This window comes from Ruegeria sp. CDSA077 (genome assembly GCF_059612265.1).
In genome coordinates this window covers 95,541-114,692 of record NZ_JBXWQG010000003.1, presented here as the reverse complement: position 1 = coordinate 114,692, position 19,152 = coordinate 95,541, and the positions used below count along the sequence as shown (strand labels likewise).

Annotated in this window: 17 protein-coding genes; 2 read left to right on the top strand and 15 right to left on the bottom strand. The window is 56.3% G+C overall.

Going from position 1 to position 19,152, the window contains the following annotated elements:
• Positions 1 to 187 precede the first annotated feature (187 nt).
• The 13 genes from AC2FLE_RS09780 to AC2FLE_RS09720 form a co-directional block, all read right to left on the bottom strand.
• On the bottom strand, positions 188 to 583 hold the full coding sequence (locus AC2FLE_RS09780) for a RidA family protein (protein WP_142637805.1): 396 nt from the start codon (positions 581 to 583) through the stop codon (positions 188 to 190).
• Entirely contained in the window at positions 580 to 987 is a 408-nt protein-coding gene (locus AC2FLE_RS09775) for an acyl-CoA thioesterase (RefSeq protein WP_142637803.1), read from the bottom strand. Before AC2FLE_RS09775 ends, AC2FLE_RS09780 begins: the two co-directional genes overlap by 4 nt.
• Complete coding sequence (locus tag AC2FLE_RS09770; RefSeq protein ID WP_496692991.1) at positions 987 to 1,673, bottom strand: ABC transporter ATP-binding protein; 687 nt, start codon at positions 1,671 to 1,673, stop codon at positions 987 to 989. Before AC2FLE_RS09770 ends, AC2FLE_RS09775 begins: the two co-directional genes overlap by 1 nt.
• The gene (locus AC2FLE_RS09765) at positions 1,670 to 2,419 is read right to left on the bottom strand and encodes an ABC transporter ATP-binding protein (RefSeq protein WP_496696726.1); all 750 of its coding nucleotides are present in this window, start codon (positions 2,417 to 2,419) and stop codon (positions 1,670 to 1,672) included. Before AC2FLE_RS09765 ends, AC2FLE_RS09770 begins: the two co-directional genes overlap by 4 nt.
• Complete coding sequence (locus AC2FLE_RS09760) at positions 2,412 to 3,392, bottom strand: branched-chain amino acid ABC transporter permease (RefSeq protein ID WP_496696945.1); 981 nt, start codon at positions 3,390 to 3,392, stop codon at positions 2,412 to 2,414. The genes AC2FLE_RS09765 and AC2FLE_RS09760 overlap by 8 nt, the downstream gene beginning before the upstream one ends.
• A 2-nt stretch (positions 3,393 to 3,394) precedes the next feature.
• Positions 3,395 to 4,315: a branched-chain amino acid ABC transporter permease gene (locus AC2FLE_RS09755; RefSeq protein WP_281995512.1), complete on the bottom strand. Its 921-nt coding sequence runs from the start codon at positions 4,313 to 4,315 to the stop codon at positions 3,395 to 3,397.
• Between the two features lie 52 nt (positions 4,316 to 4,367).
• Positions 4,368 to 5,498 carry an ABC transporter substrate-binding protein gene (locus AC2FLE_RS09750; RefSeq protein ID WP_271950002.1) on the bottom strand — a complete coding sequence of 377 codons (1,131 nt, stop codon included), beginning with the start codon at positions 5,496 to 5,498 and terminating at the stop codon, positions 4,368 to 4,370.
• A 126-nt stretch (positions 5,499 to 5,624) separates the two neighbouring features.
• Positions 5,625 to 7,235 carry an AMP-binding protein gene (locus AC2FLE_RS09745; protein ID WP_496696724.1) on the bottom strand — a complete coding sequence of 537 codons (1,611 nt, stop codon included), beginning with the start codon at positions 7,233 to 7,235 and terminating at the stop codon, positions 5,625 to 5,627.
• Positions 7,235 to 8,386, bottom strand: a complete 1,152-nt coding sequence (locus tag AC2FLE_RS09740) for an acyl-CoA dehydrogenase family protein (protein WP_496696722.1) — start codon at positions 8,384 to 8,386, stop codon at positions 7,235 to 7,237. The genes AC2FLE_RS09745 and AC2FLE_RS09740 overlap by 1 nt, the downstream gene beginning before the upstream one ends.
• Positions 8,386 to 9,186: an enoyl-CoA hydratase family protein gene (locus tag AC2FLE_RS09735; RefSeq protein ID WP_271949998.1), complete on the bottom strand. Its 801-nt coding sequence runs from the start codon at positions 9,184 to 9,186 to the stop codon at positions 8,386 to 8,388. The genes AC2FLE_RS09740 and AC2FLE_RS09735 overlap by 1 nt, the downstream gene beginning before the upstream one ends.
• The gene (locus AC2FLE_RS09730) at positions 9,179 to 9,643 is read right to left on the bottom strand and encodes a MarR family winged helix-turn-helix transcriptional regulator (RefSeq protein ID WP_496696721.1); all 465 of its coding nucleotides are present in this window, start codon (positions 9,641 to 9,643) and stop codon (positions 9,179 to 9,181) included. The genes AC2FLE_RS09735 and AC2FLE_RS09730 overlap by 8 nt, the downstream gene beginning before the upstream one ends.
• A complete protein-coding gene (locus AC2FLE_RS09725) occupies positions 9,640 to 10,371 on the bottom strand; it encodes an SDR family NAD(P)-dependent oxidoreductase (protein ID WP_142637785.1) in 732 nt (243 codons plus the stop codon). Before AC2FLE_RS09725 ends, AC2FLE_RS09730 begins: the two co-directional genes overlap by 4 nt.
• On the bottom strand, positions 10,368 to 12,662 hold the full coding sequence (locus AC2FLE_RS09720; protein ID WP_496696720.1) for a bifunctional salicylyl-CoA 5-hydroxylase/oxidoreductase: 2,295 nt from the start codon (positions 12,660 to 12,662) through the stop codon (positions 10,368 to 10,370). Before AC2FLE_RS09720 ends, AC2FLE_RS09725 begins: the two co-directional genes overlap by 4 nt.
• Positions 12,663 to 12,924: 262 nt before the next feature.
• Between AC2FLE_RS09720 and AC2FLE_RS09715 the strand changes: the two genes are divergently transcribed.
• On the top strand, positions 12,925 to 13,944 hold the full coding sequence (locus tag AC2FLE_RS09715; RefSeq protein ID WP_281973175.1) for a LacI family DNA-binding transcriptional regulator: 1,020 nt from the start codon (positions 12,925 to 12,927) through the stop codon (positions 13,942 to 13,944).
• Between the two features lie 2 nt (positions 13,945 to 13,946).
• On the opposite strand, the gene AC2FLE_RS09710 is transcribed toward AC2FLE_RS09715, so the two are convergent.
• Both AC2FLE_RS09710 and AC2FLE_RS09705 read right to left on the bottom strand, forming a co-directional pair.
• A complete protein-coding gene (locus AC2FLE_RS09710; RefSeq protein ID WP_271949993.1) occupies positions 13,947 to 14,918 on the bottom strand; it encodes a LysR family transcriptional regulator in 972 nt (323 codons plus the stop codon).
• 88 nt (positions 14,919 to 15,006) lie between these two features.
• Positions 15,007 to 17,442 (bottom strand): GcvT family protein, encoded by a 2,436-nt coding sequence (locus tag AC2FLE_RS09705; protein ID WP_496696719.1) that lies wholly within the window; start codon positions 17,440 to 17,442, stop codon positions 15,007 to 15,009.
• A 184-nt stretch (positions 17,443 to 17,626) separates the two neighbouring features.
• On the opposite strand from AC2FLE_RS09705, the gene AC2FLE_RS09700 reads away from it, so the two are divergent.
• Positions 17,627 to 19,144: a trimethylamine methyltransferase family protein gene (locus AC2FLE_RS09700; RefSeq protein ID WP_496696718.1), complete on the top strand. Its 1,518-nt coding sequence runs from the start codon at positions 17,627 to 17,629 to the stop codon at positions 19,142 to 19,144.
• The last annotated feature ends 8 nt before the right edge of the window (positions 19,145 to 19,152 follow it).

Here is a 19,152-nt window from a genome sequence, read left to right as displayed (position 1 = left end):
CTTGGTTACGCCCTGCACGTTGGCCTTTTAACTCTGGTACGAGTAAAAAATCCAGCGCGGTTCAGGCCGCTGCAACCCGCTTCGGCGGCCCTGTGATTTCAGAAAAGAGGTTTGGCAGAATTCTCACCTCCTATGGTGAAAATCGCTCATATTCATTCCGCTGGGCCGGTTTCAATGTCGCTTGCCTTCAGGATAAATGTGCTGTCGCTTCAATTTCCAACAAGGCCTCGTCTTCGACCAAACCCGCCACGATGATCATTGACATCGCAGGAAAATGCCTGCCGAAAACCTCACGATAGGCGGCCCCAACTTCGGCTTGCAGAGACAGATATTCGCGTTTGTCAGTTACGAACCAGGTCAGGCGGGTCACATCGCGGGCCGAGCCACCAGCGGCCTCGACAATATCAACGATATTCTGCAGTGCCTGTTTCATCTGTCCGATGAACCCGCCGCTGACAAATTTCTTGTTCGCGTCCCATCCTATTTGCCCGCCGATATGTAACGTTCCATCTTTGGTCAAAACGCCATTGGCATATCCTTTGGCAGGCAACCAGCCGTCGGGGTGAATTGTCTTGTGGCTCATAGCGCGTCGTCCCTGAATGCCTCGAGTTTTTTACGGATGTCTGCGGGCCAGGCCGTTGGACCGCCCTTTGAATCTACATGAACAAGCGTTGCTACGCTTGTCAGTCGCTCCTCTTGCGCACAACTGGCCACGACCGAGTATTCGGCTGAACTGCGTCCGATCTTTGTGATCTTCATCCGGAATATCAAATGGTCACCGTGACGGCTGGGCGCTGAAAATCGGGTTTGTATCTGTGCGGTAGGCACTGCGCCAACAGGATGAATCTCTTCAAACGGTTTGCATAGCACCTGATCGAAATAGGTCTCAACGCAATCATTGATCATCTCGAAATAGCGCGGGAAAAAGACAATCCCCGCCGGGTCGCAATGTTTGAACAGAACCTTTTGGTGGAATTCAAAAGTCATCAGACCCCCACATATTTTTCTGTGATGTCATGACCGAGATCCACCATCGCGCCAGACCAGACTGTTTTACCGCGCTCAAGAATGACCGCGCGGTCAGACACCAGCGCCAACTCTTTCAGAGACTTGTCGATCAACAGGATCGAAACATTGGTTTCCTGTTTCAGGCGATGCAAGACCGACCAGATTTCCTGCCGCACGATCGGAGCCAGCCCTTCGGTTGCTTCATCGAGGATCAAGAGCTGGGGATTTGTCATCAGGGCGCGCCCAATAGCCAGCATCTGTTGTTCTCCGCCGGATAGTGAGGCTGCCCTTTGGCCCTGACGTTCCTCTAGCCGTGGGAACAGTTCAGCCACCTTCTGCAATGTCCACTCGCCGGGTCTGGCAGCGGCGATCAGATTCTCGCGCACCGTCAGGTCGGCAAAGCACCGGCGCCCCTCGGGTACCAGCCCGACACCAAGACGCGCGACCTTATAGCTGGGCAAAGCGTGCAGATTCTGATTGTTCAGCGACAGGGTGCCCTCGGACCGGATCATCCGGCAAATGGCTTTGACAGTCGTGGTCTTGCCCATCCCATTGCGCCCCATAAGGGCTGTAACCTCGCCCTGCGCCAGAGAAAGATCGACACCAAATAAAGCCTGACTGACGCCGTATGTCGCGGTCAGGTTTTCTACCCGCAACAAAGTCATGCCTCATCCCCCAGATAGGCATCGCGCACCTCACGGCTTGCGCGGATTTCATCTGCCGTCCCGGTTGCGATCACCTTGCCATAGACCAAAACGCTGATCCGGTCAGCCAGCGCAAAAACGGCGTCCATATCATGTTCGACAAGCAGTATGGGCGCCTCTTCCCGCAGACCGTCAAGAAACCCGGTCAACCGTTTGGACCCTCCAGCGCCAAGCCCGGCCATCGGTTCATCCATGACAAAGACCCTAGGTGACAAAGTCAAAGCCACTGCGACTTCAAGCTGGCGGCGTTGACCATGGCTGAGATTTGCGCAACGCGTTTCGCGTTCATCGCCCAGGCCCACCCTTTCCAGCGCAGCCTCGGCCCTTTCGAGCAGCTCGGGCCGTTTCAAGGCAGGTTTCCAGAACCGCCATACGAGGTTTTCCGCACCCATGGCGCTCAACACGACGTTTCCCAGAACCGTATCTTCCATGCACAGTTCCGATATCTGGAACGTCCGCCCCATCCCTGCCCTTGCCCGCTTTTGCGTGCCAAGGTCCGACACATCCTGTCCGCACAGCAAAACACGCCCCGAATCCGGTTGCAAACCTCCGCAAATCTGCTGGATCAACGTGGATTTTCCCGCTCCATTCGGACCAATGATGGCGTGGATCTCTCCTGGCCTGAGATCAATCGAGACGTTATCCGTAGCCTTTAACGCACCAAAGCTTTTGTTCAGACTCTCGGTGGCAAGGACGGGATCAGACATGTGCCCCCTCTTTCCCGGTTAGCAGCCCAATCAGGCCACCGCGACCAAACAGAACGATGCACAGCAGAACAATACCCAAATATACATGCCAGAAATCGGTTAGTTCACCCAGAAAATGCTCGAGCGCGACAAACACGCAAGCCCCAATTACCGGACCCATCAGGCGTCCGACACCTCCGATGATTATCAGCACAATCAATTCGCCCGAAAGCTGCCAACTGAACATAGACGGCGAAACGAACCGGTTGAGATCGGCAAACAGCGCCCCGGCCAGACCAGTGACAGCGCCGGACAGAACAAAGGCCAGAAGTTTCAGCCGCATGGGGTTCAATCCCACGGTCTCGACCCGCGCCGTAGATTGCCGCGTCGCATTAAGAGCCAGCCCGAATGGCGCGGCTTGCATCCGTGCAAACAGGACCAGGACGAGACATAGCAGCGCGAAACAGATGCCGTAAAACTGGATCGGATCCAATGTGTTGAGGCCGGGAAAACCGTTGCGAACATAGATGGATAATCCGTCTTCGCCCCCGTATTGCGCCCAAGAAATCGCGAAGTAGTAAAACATCTGTCCGAAGGCCAGCGTAATCATGATGAAATAAACGCCTGACGTTCTTAGGGACAGAAGACCGACGAAAAAGGCAGCAATGCCCGAAGTAAGCATCGCAACTATCCAGATCACGGGCATGGATTTACTGCCTTCGATAGAAATCAAGCCCAGATCCAGTGCAGTGTAGGTCTGCGCGTGATAGGTCAGAATGCCCATCGCATAGCCGCCGATCCCGAAGAAAACAGCATGGCCAAAGCTGACCAACCCCCCAATTCCCAGGATGACATTCAGACCAACCGCTGCAAGCGCCAAGATCACCGCCCGCGTCACAAGCGTGATTGTGAAGGGCTGGTCCGCGGCCAGCGCCCAAAGGGGCAGCGCCAGCAGGCCGGCGATCATCAGGCCATTGATGTATCTTTCATTCATTCTCATGCGCGGGCTCCGAACAGACCTGTTGGGCGCCAGATCAGGACCAATCCCATCAGGACATAGATTCCCATTGATGCCAGAGCCGAGCCGCTTTTCTGAGCGGCTCCCGGTTCCATGAACAGTTTGAACAGCTCGGGCAGGAAAACCCCGCCCAGCGTGTCGGTTAGCCCAACCAACAGCGCCCCGATGAACGCCCCTCGAACCGAGCCTATGCCACCGATTACGATAACCACGAAGGCCAGGATCAGAACAGGTTCACCCATGCCCACCTGTACCGACTGAATTGCCCCAACCAAAGCACCGGCAAGCCCCGCCAGCCCCGCCCCTAGTGCAAATACCAACGTGTAAAGTTTCGAGATGTCGACGCCCAGTGCGGCAATCATTTCCCGGTCGTTCTTACCGGCCCGTATCTGCACACCCAAACGCGTGCGTTCGATCAGGGCCCACAAACCCACTGCAACAGCAAGACCAATCCCGATCAGGGTTAGGCGATAGAGGGGATATTCGATCCCGCCCTGCAGCGTGATCGGACCCGAAAGTGCCGCTGGAATATCCAGGAACAATGGGAAAGACCCAAAGACCCACCTTGTCCCTTCGGAAAAGATCAGGATCAGTGCAAAGGTGGCCAGAACCTGATCCAAATGTGGTGCCTGATAAAGCCGCCGGATAACGAGCATTTCTACGATCACCCCGGCCAGTGCGGCCGCAGCCAGAGCAGCAATCAGAGCAAGCAGAAATGACCCGGTCGCCCCTGCAACTGCTGCAGCGGCAAATGCTCCCACCATGTACAAAGAGCCATGGGCCAGGTTGATCAGGCCCATCACCCCGAAGATCAGCGTCAGGCCAGCAGCCATCAAAAACAACATGACGCCGAACTGCAGCCCGTTCAGGATCTGCTCGATAATCAGGATCGAGGACATGGAAACTCCGGTGATCTGCCCGCCCCACTTTTAGGGGCAGGCAGAAATTCAGTTACATTTTGCACTCGGCCGCGTAGGCATCAGAGTGGTTTTCAAGAGCTACGCCAAGGATCTTATTGGTAAATACATCACCTTCTTTGATCACTTCGCGCGCATAGATGGTCTGAACCGGATGATGGTTCGGGCCAAAGCTGAAATCCCCTCGTGTGCTGTTGAAATCCGCCGCCCTCAGCGCTTCGCGGAAGGCATCCGCATCTGACGGGTCAGCCTTGTCAAGCGCGGCAAGCAACAGGTTAGCGGTATCGAATCCCTGACTGGCGTAAAGCGAGGGCAGACGTCCGTATTCTGCCTGAAAGCTTTCAACAAAGGCAGCGTTGGTCGGGTTGTCGATATCCTTGTTCCACTGCGAAGTGTTCACCACGCCCAGAGCTGCATCGCCTACCGCCTGCAGAATGCCCTGATCAAAGCTGAAGGCTGGGCCAACAACTGGAAGATCGATCCCGCTGTCGGCATATTGCTTCAGAAACGAAATCCCCATCCCGCCGGGCAGGAAGAAAAAGACGCTATCCGCATCGCTTGCGCGGATTTGCGCGATTTCAGCTGCATAATCGGTCTGGCCAAGCTCGGTATAGATCTCACCGGCCAGATCACCTTCGAAAAAGCGTTTATAGCCAGTCAGCGCGTCGACACCCGCCGGGTAATTCGGAGCAAGTATGAAGCTGCTCTTGTAACCCGCACCATTGGCGTATGCGCCCGCGGCCTCGTGCAGGTTGTCGTTCTGCCAGGCGACGTTGAAATAGTTCTGGTGACAGCCCTTCCCCGCCAGAGGTGACGGGCCCGCATTGGGTGACAGATAGAAAACGTCCTGGTTCACGGCGGCTGGCACAACCGCCATCGCCAGGTTTGACCAGATGATACCGGTCATCACATCTACACGTTCGGATTGGATCATCTTGTCTGACAGCTGTACCGCGATATCCGGTTTGCGCTGGTCGTCTTCGATCACCACCTCGATATCATCCCGCCCCGATTGAGCAATCGCAAGCATGAACCCATCCCGTACGTCGATGCCCAAACCGGCCCCGCCGCCTGAAAGCGTTGTGATCATCCCCACCTTAACTTCCGCTGTAACACCCGTCGCGCACAGCGCGGTGATCGCTGCAGCCGCCAATAGTCTCTTCATCGTCTTCTCCCTTCGTTGGCCCTATGAACGCGATTTATGTCATTATTCTCAACGTTCGGTCTATGCCTTTGGCAATTCGGTCTTTTTCTTACTTTCTTTCTGCCCGCTATATTCTACATACATTGATCATGATTTCAGGCGGAAACGCTGGATTTTTCCGGTCGCGGTTTTGGGCAAACCATCGCAGAACCGGATCGAGCGCGGGTACTTATACGGAGCAATCATAGATTTCACATGAGCCTGAAGGGCTTCGCGCATAGCGTCATCAGCCGTGCCTGAAGCCAGAACAATATGTGCTTGGACAATATGACCCCTTTCAGCATCTGGGACGCCGATCACCGCGCATTCCGCAACGACCTCATGCGCCAGAAGTGCGGCTTCGACTTCGGGTCCGGCTATGTTGTATCCGGCCGAGATAATCATGTCGTCATTGCGCGCAGAAAAATGAAAATACCCCTCTGCGTCCCGATAAAAGCTGTCACCAGTGATATTCCACCCATCTGTCACATAACCCGCCTGCCGCTTATCATTCAGATACCGGCACCCTGTCGGACCACGAACAGCCAGGCGTCCGATATCCCCAACTGCAGCTTCAGTACCGTCTGGGTTTAGTACTTTGGCCTCATATCCGGTAACCGGCCTGCCGGTACTGGCTGGGCGGTGATCGTCAAACCGGTTTGAAATAAAGATGTGCAACATCTCGGTCGCGCCGATCCCGTCGAGCATTGGTTTGCCTGTCTTGGAAATCCACTCGTCATAGATTGGCTGCGGTAAGGTCTCGCCCGCCGACACAGCCGCACGCAGACTAGACAGATCAACACCGTCATCCATCGCCTGCAGCATGACCCGATAGGCGGTTGGCGCAGTGAAACAGACAGTCGCTTTGTATTTTTCGATTATCTCGATCATGCCCGCAGGCGAGGCTTGTTCTAACAGGGTTGCAGTCGCGCCGAACCGCAACGGAAACACCGCCAAACCGCCCAACCCGAATGTGAAGGCCAAAGGTGGAGAACCAACAAAAACGTCCTCTGGAACGACCTGCAACACCTCACGCGCATAGCTGTCGGCAATGATCAGAATATCTCTGTGAAAATGCATGGTGGCCTTGGGCTCACCTGTCGAGCCGGAGGTGAAACCCAACAAGGCCACGTCGTCGCGCCCGGTATTAACGCAATCGAACTGTACCGGCTTTTCAAGTGCAAGACGATCAAGCTCGGCATCGTGGTTTGAAGTTCCGTCGAACCCGACGACTCGCTGCAGGAATCGGCTATCACTGGCGCAGGACTGCATTTCGTCGATCAGCCGGGTATCACATAATGCAAACTGGATTTCCGCCTTATCGACAGTTTTCGTCAGTTCTGCAGCGCGCAACATCGGCATAGTATTGACGACGACCGCACCCACCTTGGTTGCGGCAAGCCAGCACGCAACCATTGCCGGATTGTTAGCCGATCGGATCAGCACCCGGTTTCCCGGCTCGACCCCCAAGTCATCGACCAATACATGTGCCAGCCTGTTGGTCCAGTCGCTGAGCTCTTTATAAGTTCGTTGCCGACCATTGCCGATCAAAGCGGTATGATCACCAAAGCCCTTGGCAACCATGGCATCGGTCAGCTCATATGCTGCATTCACATGATCGGAATATGCAAAACCCGCCAACAGGAAGTCGGGCCACTGATCCTGGGGGGGCAGGTTATCGCGGCTGAACGTGTCGGTATGTGCAGACGGTCCAAGCATCACCTTCCCTCCATGTGCGCGGCCATCGTCTGACGTGCAATGATTACTTTTTGAACGTCCGAGGCGCCCTCGTAGATGCGCAAGGCACGGATTTCTCGGTACAGAGATTCAACCGCCATCCCAGAACGCACCCCATCGCCACCAAACAACTGAACCGCCTTGTCGATAATCAACTGCGCCTGATCGGTAGCAAACAGCTTGGCCATCGCCGCCTCACGTGTAATGCGCGCCGCTCCGCTATCCTTGGCCCACGCTGCCCGATAGATCAAAAGCGCCGAAGCATCGACATCTAATGCCATCTCGGCGATGTGCCCCTGCACCATCTGCAAATCAAACAACGGGGCGCCTTGCACCTGCCGTTCCGATACCCGTGTCAGCGCCTCATCCAGCGCGCGTCGTGCAAATCCCAGCGCAGCGGCGGCCACCGTCGGGCGGAACAGGTCCAGCACAGACATTGCAATACGAAATCCTGCGCCAGCTTGACCGATCATCGCGCTAGCCGGCACACGCACATCATTGAAACGCAAAGTCGCCAATGGGTGTGGCGCGATTGTGTCCAGTCGCCCGACAACTTCGAAACCCTGCAGATCAGGAGTGATGACAAAAGCTGACAACCCTTTGGCCCCGGGTGCCTCGCCAGTACGGGCGAACAGGGTATAGACATCTGCGATACCCCCGTTCGATATCCATGTCTTTTCACCGTTCAGGACAAAGTCGTTGCCATCACGGATAGCCGTCATTGTCGAATTTGCCACATCCGACCCCGATTGAGGTTCAGTCAATGCAAAGGCCGCGATAGCCTGACCAGAGCGCGTTTGCGGCAGCCAATGCGCCTTTTGGCCTTTTGAGCCGAACAACGAGATCGCACCGGTTCCAAGCCCCTGCATTGCAAAGGCGAAATCGGCCAACCCATCATGGCGGGCAAGTGTTTCACGGCTGAGGCACAGCGTCCTGACATCCAAACGGCCGCTTTCGTCCGAAGTAGGCTGCAGCAGCCCGGCGTCGCCCAGCTGGCGGACCAGATCGCGACAAGCCTGGTCCGGGTCGCCATGGTCAATAGCTAGTCCCCGAGCGACCTCTTGCACCCGATCCGCCCAGCCCCGGTGATGAGGGTCAAAGAATGGCCACGAAAGAAAGCTCTGATCTGCCATCAATCGCCCTCGAATACTGGTTTGTCTTTTGCAACAAAGGCCTTGTAGGCGCGTTCAAAATCTCCGGTTTGCATACAGATCGCCTGGGCCTGCGCCTCAGCTTCGATTGCCTGTTCGATCGACATAGACCACTCCTGCGCCAGCATGGTCTTGGTCATCATATGCGCAAAATTGGGGCCTGCCACGATACGGTCAGCCAGAGATTGCGCGGTAGCGTCAAGCTCGGATGGATCAACCACCGCATTGTAGAACCCCCAGGAAAGCCCCTCATCAGCGGTCATGCTGCGTCCGGTATAGAGCAGCTCGGCCGTACGCCCCTGCCCGATGATACGGGGCAGGATGGCGCAGGCCCCCATATCGCACCCTGCCAGCCCCACCCGCGTGAACAGGAATGCACATTTGGCCTGCGGGGTGGCGATACGCAAATCCGCAGCCATAGCGATGATGGCCCCGGCCCCCACGCAAATACCGTCCACCGCAGCAATCACCGGCTTGCCACAATTCACAATCGCCTTGACGAGATCTCCGGTCATTCGCGTGAAGAGCAACAGGTCCTTCATTTTCATGCGCGTTAGCGGACCGATGATATCGTGCACATCGCCGCCCGAGCTGAAATTGCCACCATTTGAGGCGAACACCACTGCATCTACCTCTTCTGAATAGACCAGATCCCTGAACCAATCGCGCAGTTCGGCATAGCTGTCGAAGGTCAAAGGGTTCTTACGCTCTGGTCGGTTCAGTGCAATCGTTGCAACCCGGTTCCGGATTTCGCAGCGAAAATGTTTGACGTCACTAGCCATCGATTTCCTCCGAAATAGTGAGTTCGGTTGTCAGAGTGCGGGCGTCCTCGGCGGAAAACTGACCAAGCATATCGGATATCCACGCCTCATGCGCCGCGGCCTGACGTGCGAATTCCTCGCATCCTTTTTGTGTCATGCGTACGCGATGGGCACGACGATCCCCAGGCACAGGTACGCGCACTAGCAGGCCGTCATCAGCCAGCCGATCCACGATTCCGGTCACATTCCCGTTCGAAACGCGCAGCGCACCCGAGATTTCGCTCATCTTCAGCCCATCTTCGAACCGCGACAGGGCTGCCATCACGTCAAAACGCGGTAGTGTCGTGTCAAACTCTACTCTGAGGTTCTCTCTTAGTGCCGCCTCGATGCCACGCGTGGTCTTGAGCAGCCGCAGCCATAACCGCAACCTCTCTTTGGATGGATCTTCCAATGGTGCTTGAAGCGGGTTTGGGTTCATATCTCGCCTCCGGACAGGCTAAGCGCGTGGCCATTGACTGAATTTGCCGCATCCGAGCACAACCACCTCACGGCACCTGCTACGTCTTCGACCTGGATGAAACGACCCTGTGGGTTTATCTTTTTCAGGCTTTTCACCGCATTTTCTGCGCTCATTCCCGTCTTCTCGACGATGTTCGCAATCGAGCGATCCAACATCGGCGTTTCCACAAACCCCGGGCAAACCGCATTGACAGTGATGCCCGTCGCCGCAAGTTCGACCGCCAGAGACCGCGTCAGCCCGACCACCGCATGTTTTGTCGCACAATAGCCGGAAACATAAGGATAGCCCTTCAATCCGGCGGTGGACGCGATGGCAATCAGACGGCCCGCTCCTGCGGCTTGCATGTCAGGCAAAGCCGCTTGCCATAGATTGAAAACACCCACCAGATTCACATCCGTCAGGGTCCGCAGATCATCGGCGGTCATCCGATGAAACGGAAGCGAATGGGCCGCGCCGGCATTCGCAATCGCTATTGAAATCGGGCCGCGTTCTGCCCGTGCTGTTTCAATAGCAGCTCGGACCTGCTTGTCATCGGTCACATCACAAAGGACATACGGCAAAGCTTGCTGCTGCAGCTTGGCCTCTGTACGGCCCAAAATGGTAACGGCTGCTCCGCCATTCGCGAAGTCTTGGGCTATAGCCGCACCAACGCCGGTGCCGCCGCCGGTTATGACGACATGTTTCATACTTCACCCGCCGTTTCCGCCATGCGATCTGCCAGGCGCCAAGCCTGATCCCGCCCGGCTTCATAGGGGCGGGGCCAAGTTTCCTGCCGGTCCCCCAACGCCGTAGCCGCGTGCAAGGTCCAGTACGGATCGTCCAGATGAGGCCGGGCAAGGCACACCAGATCCGCACGACCGGCCATGAGAATCGAATTTACGTGATCGGCTTCATAGATGTTCCCCACCGCCATTGTACTGATGCCGCATTCGTTTCTAATGCGGTCCGCGAAAGGGGTCTGGAACATACGGCCGTAAACTGGGTTGGCATCGGTCGAAGTCTGCCCGGCGGAAACATCCACGATATCTGCACCCGCCGCATCGAACATCGCCGCTATATCCACAGCTTGTTGCGGCGTCACGCCAGTCGGTCCGACCCAGTCATTGGCAGAAATGCGCACCGCCATCGGCTTATCTTTGGGCCAGGTCGACCGCATAGCTGAAAAAACTTCAAGCGGATAACGCATACGGTTTTCAAGACTGCCCCCATACATGTCGTCGCGCGTGTTCGACAAAGGAGAGATAAAGGACGAGATGAGGTAGCCATGCGCCGCATGCAGTTCGATCATGTCAAACCCAGCACGATCTGCCATCCGGGTTGCGGTCACAAATTGGGACGTGACCCTATCCATATCTGCACGATCCATCGCGCTGGGCACAGCGTTACCGTCGGACCAAGGGATCGCCGAAGCTGATATCAAAGGCCAGTTTCCTTCCTTCAGCGGCTGGTCCATTCCTTCCCACCCGATGCAGGTTGAACCTTTGCGGCCCGAATGGCCGATTTGACAGCATATTTTGGCGTCGGTTTCCGCATGGACAAATTCGGTGAGTCGAGCCCATGCGGCCTCGTGTTCGGGCTCATAAAACCCCGGGCATCCTGGGGTGATCCGGCCTTCGGCGCTGACACAGGTCATTTCGGTGTATACCAGCCCGGCGCCACCTTTGGCCCTTTCACCGTAATGGATCAGGTGCCAGTCAACCGGGCACCCATCAACCGCCTTGTACTGCGCCATGGGTGACACCACGATCCGGTTCTTCAACTGCATCCCCCGCAGGCGAAATGGCGCAAACATCGGGGGCCGGGCCGGACCATCAACCGCGCCCCCAGACTGTTGCATGAACCATGCCTCGGCATGCCCCAGCCAGTTGGCATCGCGTTGGCGCAGGTTCTCGTGGCTGATCCGCTGAGACCGTGTCAGCATCGCGTAATTCAACTGAACCGAATCCTGATCGAGGTAACGTTCGACATTCTCGAACCATTCGACCGAGTTCCGCGCTGCCGATTGCAGGCGCAACACTTCAAGACGACGCTCGTCCTCATACCGCGCGAAAGCCGCTTCAAGCGTATCTTCTTTATGGACGAAGTCAGCCAGCGCTATAGCGCTTTCCAGTGCCAGCTTTGTTCCCGAGCCAATGGAAAAATGTGCAGTCGCTGCGGCATCTCCCAGCAATACCAGGTTTTTGTAACTCCATTTTTCGCACAAGACCCTAGGAAACCGTAGCCAGGCCGAGCCGCGGATATGACTGGCATTGCTCATCAAGGGATGGCCGCCCAAATGATCTTTGAAAATGTCTTCGCACAAAGCGATGGACTCTTGTTTGGCCATCTCACCGAACCCAAAAGCATCGAAGGTCTGTTGCGAGCATTCCACGATGAAAGTCGCCGTATCCCGGTCGAACTGATAGGCATGTGCCCAGACCCAGCCCTTTGGCGTTTCCTCAAAAATAAAGGTGAAGGCGTCGTCAAACTTCTGATGCGTACCCAGCCAGACGAACTGACACCGTCGTTGGTCTATATCGGGTCGAAAAACTTCTGCGAACTCGGCTCGTGACTTGGAGTTCAGCCCGTCCGAAGCCACAACGATGTCGTAGTTCATCATATAGTCCGAGGCTGATGCCGCCTCGGTCTCAAAGCGCATCTCTACACCAAGCTCGCGCGCTCGGTCTTGCAAAATGAGCAGCAGTTGCTTGCGTCCGATCCCGCAAAATCCGTGGCCGCTGGACACGGTGCGCTGACCTTTATGCACAAGTGCTACGTCATCCCAATAGGCAAAGTGTTTACGTATCACCGCCGCGCTGGCTGCGTCATTGGCGGCAAGGTTATCCAGCGTCTCATCAGACAACACGACGCCCCAGCCAAAGGTGTCATCCGGGCGGTTTCGCTCGATAACAACCACTTCGGCATCCGGATCGCGGAGCTTCATTGAAATCCCGAAATAGAGGCCAGCCGGCCCGCCGCCGAGACATGCAACACGCATCGTTACCTTCCCCCATTCGCAGCTTTACCTGAAACGCTAGACCAGGCGGCTCATCCCTTCAAGTAAAAATATTTTATACTTGAAGTTTCTACGTTCTGAATATCCACCCACAAAATCGCGACGGGTTGGTATTTTCCTGAGCCAAGCCGGCACCGGTTTGCCTGCGACAAAGCAATCAATCTCTGTAAGCGGTTACATTTCGCTTTCACCTGAACGGCGCAGAGCTTACACATATTTGCAAAATCAAATTTCAGGTTTGACAATGCCAAAGGCAAAAACTGCACCGACCCTGGAGGATGTTGCGAAACTCGCGGGCGTATCGACCGCCACGGTATCACGTTGCCTCAATTCTCCGAACCTGGTGGTGCAGGCTACGCGTGATCGGGTTCAGTCTGCCGTTGACGCTTTGGGATACACGCCGAATTTTGCCGCACGTGTTATGGCTGCCAGACGGTCGCACACCATCGGCGCCATCATTCCCACCATGGAAAACGCGATCTTTGCGCGTGGACTTCAGGCCTTTCAGGAAGAGCTGCGCCAGCATGGCTATACCCTGCTTGTCTCTAGTTCGGCCTATCAGCCTGAGATCGAAGAAGAGCAGATACGCAACCTGGTCGCACGGGGGGCGGATGGGTTGCTGCTGATCGGGCATGATCGAGACTCGCGGATCTATGACTATCTCGCAAAGCGCAGGATTCCGGTTCTGATAGCCTGGTCGTTTCAGGCAGACGCACCAGTCCCTTCGGTCGGATTTGACAACCGTGCGGCCATGGCCGAACTGGCAAATCAAGTGATCAAGCTGGGTCACCGAACCCTGGGTATGATTTCTGGTGTCAGCACCGGAAACGACCGTGCCCGACTGAGGATCGAAGGGGTGCAAGAAGCAATGCGCCGCAACAACATCCCAAATGACCGGCTGACGATCGTAGAAACGCCATATGAAATCGAAAACGGGGCAGAGGCGTTTTCCCGTCTGATGTCTCGGCAAGATCGACCAACAGCGGTGCTGTGCGGGAACGATGTTCTGGCTATCGGTGCGTCGCGCCGGGCCAAGGAGATGGGGCTTAGAGTTCCTCAGGACGTCTCCGTCACAGGGTTCGACGATATCGAACTGGCGCAGATCACCGATCCAGGCTTGACGACCGTGCATGTCCCACATCGGGAAATGGGTCGACGGGCTGCGCTGGAACTGGTTGGATTGATCGAAAAGCCCACCGAAAGTTGCAATGTACAGTTGCGAACCAATTTGGTCGAACGCCAATCGCTGGGGCGCCCCGGCTGACTTCAGGCGGCCTCGTTCTCCATGGTGCGAAACTCACCTTTCAACCAGGCGTGACTTGCGCACATCGGGTCGGTGAAATGTTGACGGATAAGCTTTCCCATCGCTCTCTGGATTAGCTTCGAAGTGGTCTCGGGGTATACGTCGGTCGTGAATAAAGACACTGTTCTTACAAAGTTTCGGCCGGGAAATGGCACCACCCGAACTTGGTCGTGAAATCTGTGGGCCCTATGAAAACTTGCGGCCGTGGTGATGGTCCAACCGGTGCCTTCAGCGACCAATCCTATGATCGACTGATTGCATTCCAGTTCGAACCTGTTGGGCAGATCAAATTTACCTCGCCTGAGCTGTATCTCAATTTGCTTGCCGATCACGTAATCACGCGAATAGCGCAGCAACGGCAATTCTGCGTTTGATGAAAACATCTCCTCGGGCATGCCACTGAACGCTCCGGGCAAAACAACGATAAAAGGGTCGCGCATCAACGGGTATTCGATCAGGCCCTCGGTCCGTTCGAACGGTCGGGTCGCCACCCCTGCATCCAGCTTGTGTTCCTGTAACTTGGCAATGATCTCATGGCTGGGGCGTGTGAAATGCCGAAAACTGCAGCGCGGCAAAGCATGCGCAAGAAACCGAAACAAGTCTGGCGAGATTTGATTGTCGAAATCATCAATCAGTGCCAGCCTCAAATCCGTCGCATGGCGCCAGTTACCCGACCGGATCTCCGCCTCGGCCTTTTTCAAAACGATCAGCCCATCGCGGACATGGCGCGCATAGACTTCACCGGCAGGTGTCAGACCCATTGGACGACGCCCGTGATCCACCAAATCAATGCCCAACGCGGTCTCAAGGCTTCGTAGGTGATTGGAAACTGTGCTGATAGACAAACCGGTTTCCGATGCGACCTGTTGGATCGATCCTGACTTTGCGACCAACTGAAAAACTTCCAGCCAGCGGAGGCTTAGCGACTTTGGCACATTTACAGTCCGTTGTTTCGATTACATCAAAACTAGCGAAACAAAGAACGCCCCTCATTGCAATGAGGAACTTGCAACCCGTTCTGCGTCAAGCCCGGAGCCTGCTATAGTCCGGGTCATAGGGCGAAGGTGCGATCACCGTTGCGTTGACCCGTATTCCACAGTGATCCAACTCTATCTTGCACCCGATTTCTGCAAGTGACGGATCGACAAATCCATGGGCAAGATTGAGGCCGGTGCGGTGCCCCCACTCGCCCGAGGTGATTGTCCCGACAACCGTGTCACCCAGCATCAGCGAAGCCCCGGCATGGGCAGGTCCCTGTCCGGTTTCCAACCGGAGCGGCACGAGTTTTCTCCGCGGCCCATCAGCATCACGGTTCAGCAGGGCATCGCGCCCGATGAAGTCGCCCTTTTCCAACCTCACAAACCGATTCAGACCTGTTTCAAAAGGATCAAACTCGGTGATCAAATCAGCCTTCCAGTGCAGGAACGTCTTTTCCATCCGCATGGAGTCGATCGCCCGAGCGCCAAACAGCTTGAGGCCGAAGCGCTCTCCAGCCCGCCGCAGCGCCAGATATGCGCTATAAAGCGAAGGGTTGGGAACGTGGATTTCATATGCCAGTTCGCCAGAAAAACTTACCGCCATCACCGTTGCCTGAGCGAACCCAACAAAGCACTCCCTGACGCTCAGCCATGGAAAAGCCGCCGGGGACCAATCACCGCGCGCGCAGGACGCCAGCACATCACGTGATTTCGGGCCGGCAAGGATCAGAATGGTGCAGTCGTTGGTCAGACTGCGTAAATGCACGTCTTCATCGGGGTGGCGGTTCTGCTTTAGCCAATCCATATCGTGGAATTCACTTGCCGCCGCCGAGCCATACCAGACCCGGGCAGGGCCGCGATCGCTGGCGGGCAGGTTCGCCACAGTCGCTTCGGCTTTGACCATCCCGTGATGGTTCAAAAGATAGCCCAGCCCAACCCTGCCGTCGCGGCGCGTGACAGCACCGCAAAACAGACGATCCAGAAAAGCATGCCGATCCGCGCCGGTAATCTCGATACGGTTGAAACCATTCACCTCAGACAACCCGACATTGGACTGAACATTTGCCACCTCGGCTCCGACCAGATCATAGGTTTCGTCAAAATCGAAACTGAGGGTCGGTTCAAAGCTGGGGTCAGGCTTGATGTAATCCACCCTTTCCCATCCATTGACGACAGTGAATTCGGCGCCCTCTGCCGCCAGAACCGGGGTCAAAGCAGTGGTCTTAGCAGGCCTCCCCGCGGGGCGGTGTTCATGCGGGAGATGAAAGCGAAATTCGTTTTGATAATCCTCAACCGCCTTCAGTGCCGTCAGTTCGACATTCGCATGGTCGGTGAACCGGCGCGGGTCCAGACACCAGGTGTCATAACATGCCTCTCCATGCACAATCTGCTGGGCCAACAGCCAACCATGGCCACCGCCCTCACCCAATCCAGCCCGCAGGCCGATAATACAGAAGGCGTTGCGCTTGCCCGGGATCGGCCCGACAAGTGGTGCACCATCAATCGTATAGGTTATCGGCCCGTTGACGACCGTGTGAATTCCGGCCTCCAACAACGCAGGCATCCGAGCAAAAGCGCCTTCCAGCACGTCCGACACGCGGTCCAGATCGTCCGGGCAAAGCGCATTTAAAAAATTTGGATCGATCCCGTCCATGCCCCAGGTCTTGCAGCCCTGTTCATAGAACCCCAGCAAGAGGCCGTTCTTTTCTTGTCGACAGTAGAAATCGCTGATCGGACATCGCAGCAAAGGCATTCGGTGGCCGGCATCGCGGATTTCAGGAATTTCTTCCGTCAGAAAATACTGATGCTCCATCGAGGCCACGGGGTGGTGCACCCCCATCAAGGCGCCCACTTCGTTCACACGATATCCGCAGGCATTCACCACGATGTCACAGTCGATATCACCGTGTTCGGTCTGTACCGTCCAGGTGTCATCCTTGTGCTGGATCAACCCGACAACCGGGGTATTCCGGTACACCTCGGCCCCGGCCAAACGTGCAGCCCGGGCCAACGCCTGACACAGCTGAGCCGGATCAATATCCCCGTCCGAGGGATCCCATAGCCCACCAATCAGGTTTTCGGTCGAGATCAGAGGGTGCCGCCGAGCGCATTCTTCGGCATCAATAACCTCGAAATGGACATCCATCCCCCGGGCCATCGAAGCGAAATGTCGGTATCCCTGCATTTGCGCTTGGGTGTTCGCCAACCTGATTCCGCCGTCACCATGGTGGTAATTGATGGGATAGTCGGGATTCGCAGACAGGTCTTGGTACAGTTTGATCGAATGAGATTTCAGCCCAACCATGGTTTGGTTTGTTCCGAAATTCGTCACCTGCGCCGCGGAATGCCAGGTGGTACCAGAGGTCAACTCGTTTCGCTCGACCAGGACAACATCTGCCCATCCCTCTTGCGTCAGGTGATACAGCGTTGAACACCCAGCGATCCCGCCACCAATTACCACTACTTTTGTCCGCGACTTCATTGGCTTTGCTCCTCTGAACCCCAATAGGTTTTGCTGAAAACGGGTCTTCGCAACAGCTTACGAATGGCTTGTGCTGAAAAATCGAAACTACGATTGAGGATTCTGAAAGGCGCATTTCCCTTTTGCAGAGACCCCGCATCGCCCTTTACGGTTCCGGGAATTCTGACATGAAAAGGATTGGGCGTTGTCAAAGGGCAGTAAAAGAAGCGGTCGAAATGCGCGTCTTGCGCAACGCGCAGCAGAGCCCGCCATAGATCCGTGCCCCCCCGGGCAAGCCGGTGGTCGCTTTCAACCTTTGACACAGTCCGAAGTCAAACAAATATATAATACCGCCTTAAGGCTTCTGGAAACTCTGGGCATGGGCGAGGTCCCGGACAGGCTGGCCAACGACCTGCGGTCAGCCGGTGCACAAACCGGACAGCAAGGGCGGCTGCTATTTCCTCGAAACATGGTTGAAGACGCTATTGGGTCCGCTGCCAAGACTTTCTCGTTTCATGGCCGGGACGAAGCGCGCTCGATCGAAGTGGGCGGAGACCGCGTGTTCTTTGGCACCGGCGGCGCGGCGGTGCAGACGCTGGATCTGGAGAGCGGTCACTATCGCCCCTCCACGCTGACCGATCTGCATGATTTCACGCGGCTTCAAGATACGCTGGCCAATGTCAGCTGGTTCACGCGCTGCTGTGTCGCGACTGATCTGCCAGATGTTTTCGATCTGGACTTGAACACGGTTTACGCTCTGGTTCGCAATACCACCAAACCGATTGCCACGTCGTTTACCCTTGCCGAACATGTGGCCCCGATCGTCGAAATGCTCGACATCGTTGCAGGCGGGCCGGGTGAGTTCGCCAAGCGGCCGTTTCTGAAGGCCCATATCAGCCCGGTGATTTCACCGCTGCGCTATGGCGAGGATGCGGTGGATGTTGTCTATGAATGTATCGCACATAATATCCCGATGTCCTGCATTACCGCCGCACAGGCGGGCGCCACAGCACCCGCGACACTCGCCGGGTTTCTGGCGCAGTCTTTGGCCGAGACGCTGGCCAGCCTTGTTATGGTCAATGCGATCAAACCCGGCTTCCCGATGGTGTTTTCCAACTGGCCTTTCATCGTTGATTTGCGCACCGGCTCTTTCGCAGGCGGCAGCGGTGAGACCGCCATCCTGAACGCGGCGTCGGCACAGATCACTAACGCGCTGGGGCTGCCTTCGGGAGTGGCCGCCTCGATGACTGATGCCAAAGCTGTCGACGCACAGTACGGGGCCGAGAAAGGAATGACCTCGCTGGCTGCAGCGCTGGCCGGGGGCAATCTGATCTACGAAAGCTCGGGCATGACCGCTTCGTTGCTGGGCGTCAGTTTCGAAGGGTTCGTCCTTGACGACGAAATGCACTCTCACACCTATCGCGCTTTGCGCGGCATCGAAGTGACCGACGAAAACCTGGGATTCGACGCCATTTGTCATGCGGTACTGGGCGACGGTCATTTTCTGGGAAGCGCCCACACCTATGCTGCGATGGAACGGGACTACTTCTATCCAGCGCTGGCTGACCGGAACGAACCCCGGACATGGCAGACCGAAGGGGCCGCAGATGCGTGGACGGTTGCCCGCCGGCACGCAGAGGACATCCTGGCACGACATCATCCGCAATACCTGACCGAAGAACAGGACGCTGAAATCCGCAGACGGTTTCGCATTCTCTATTAGACTTACGC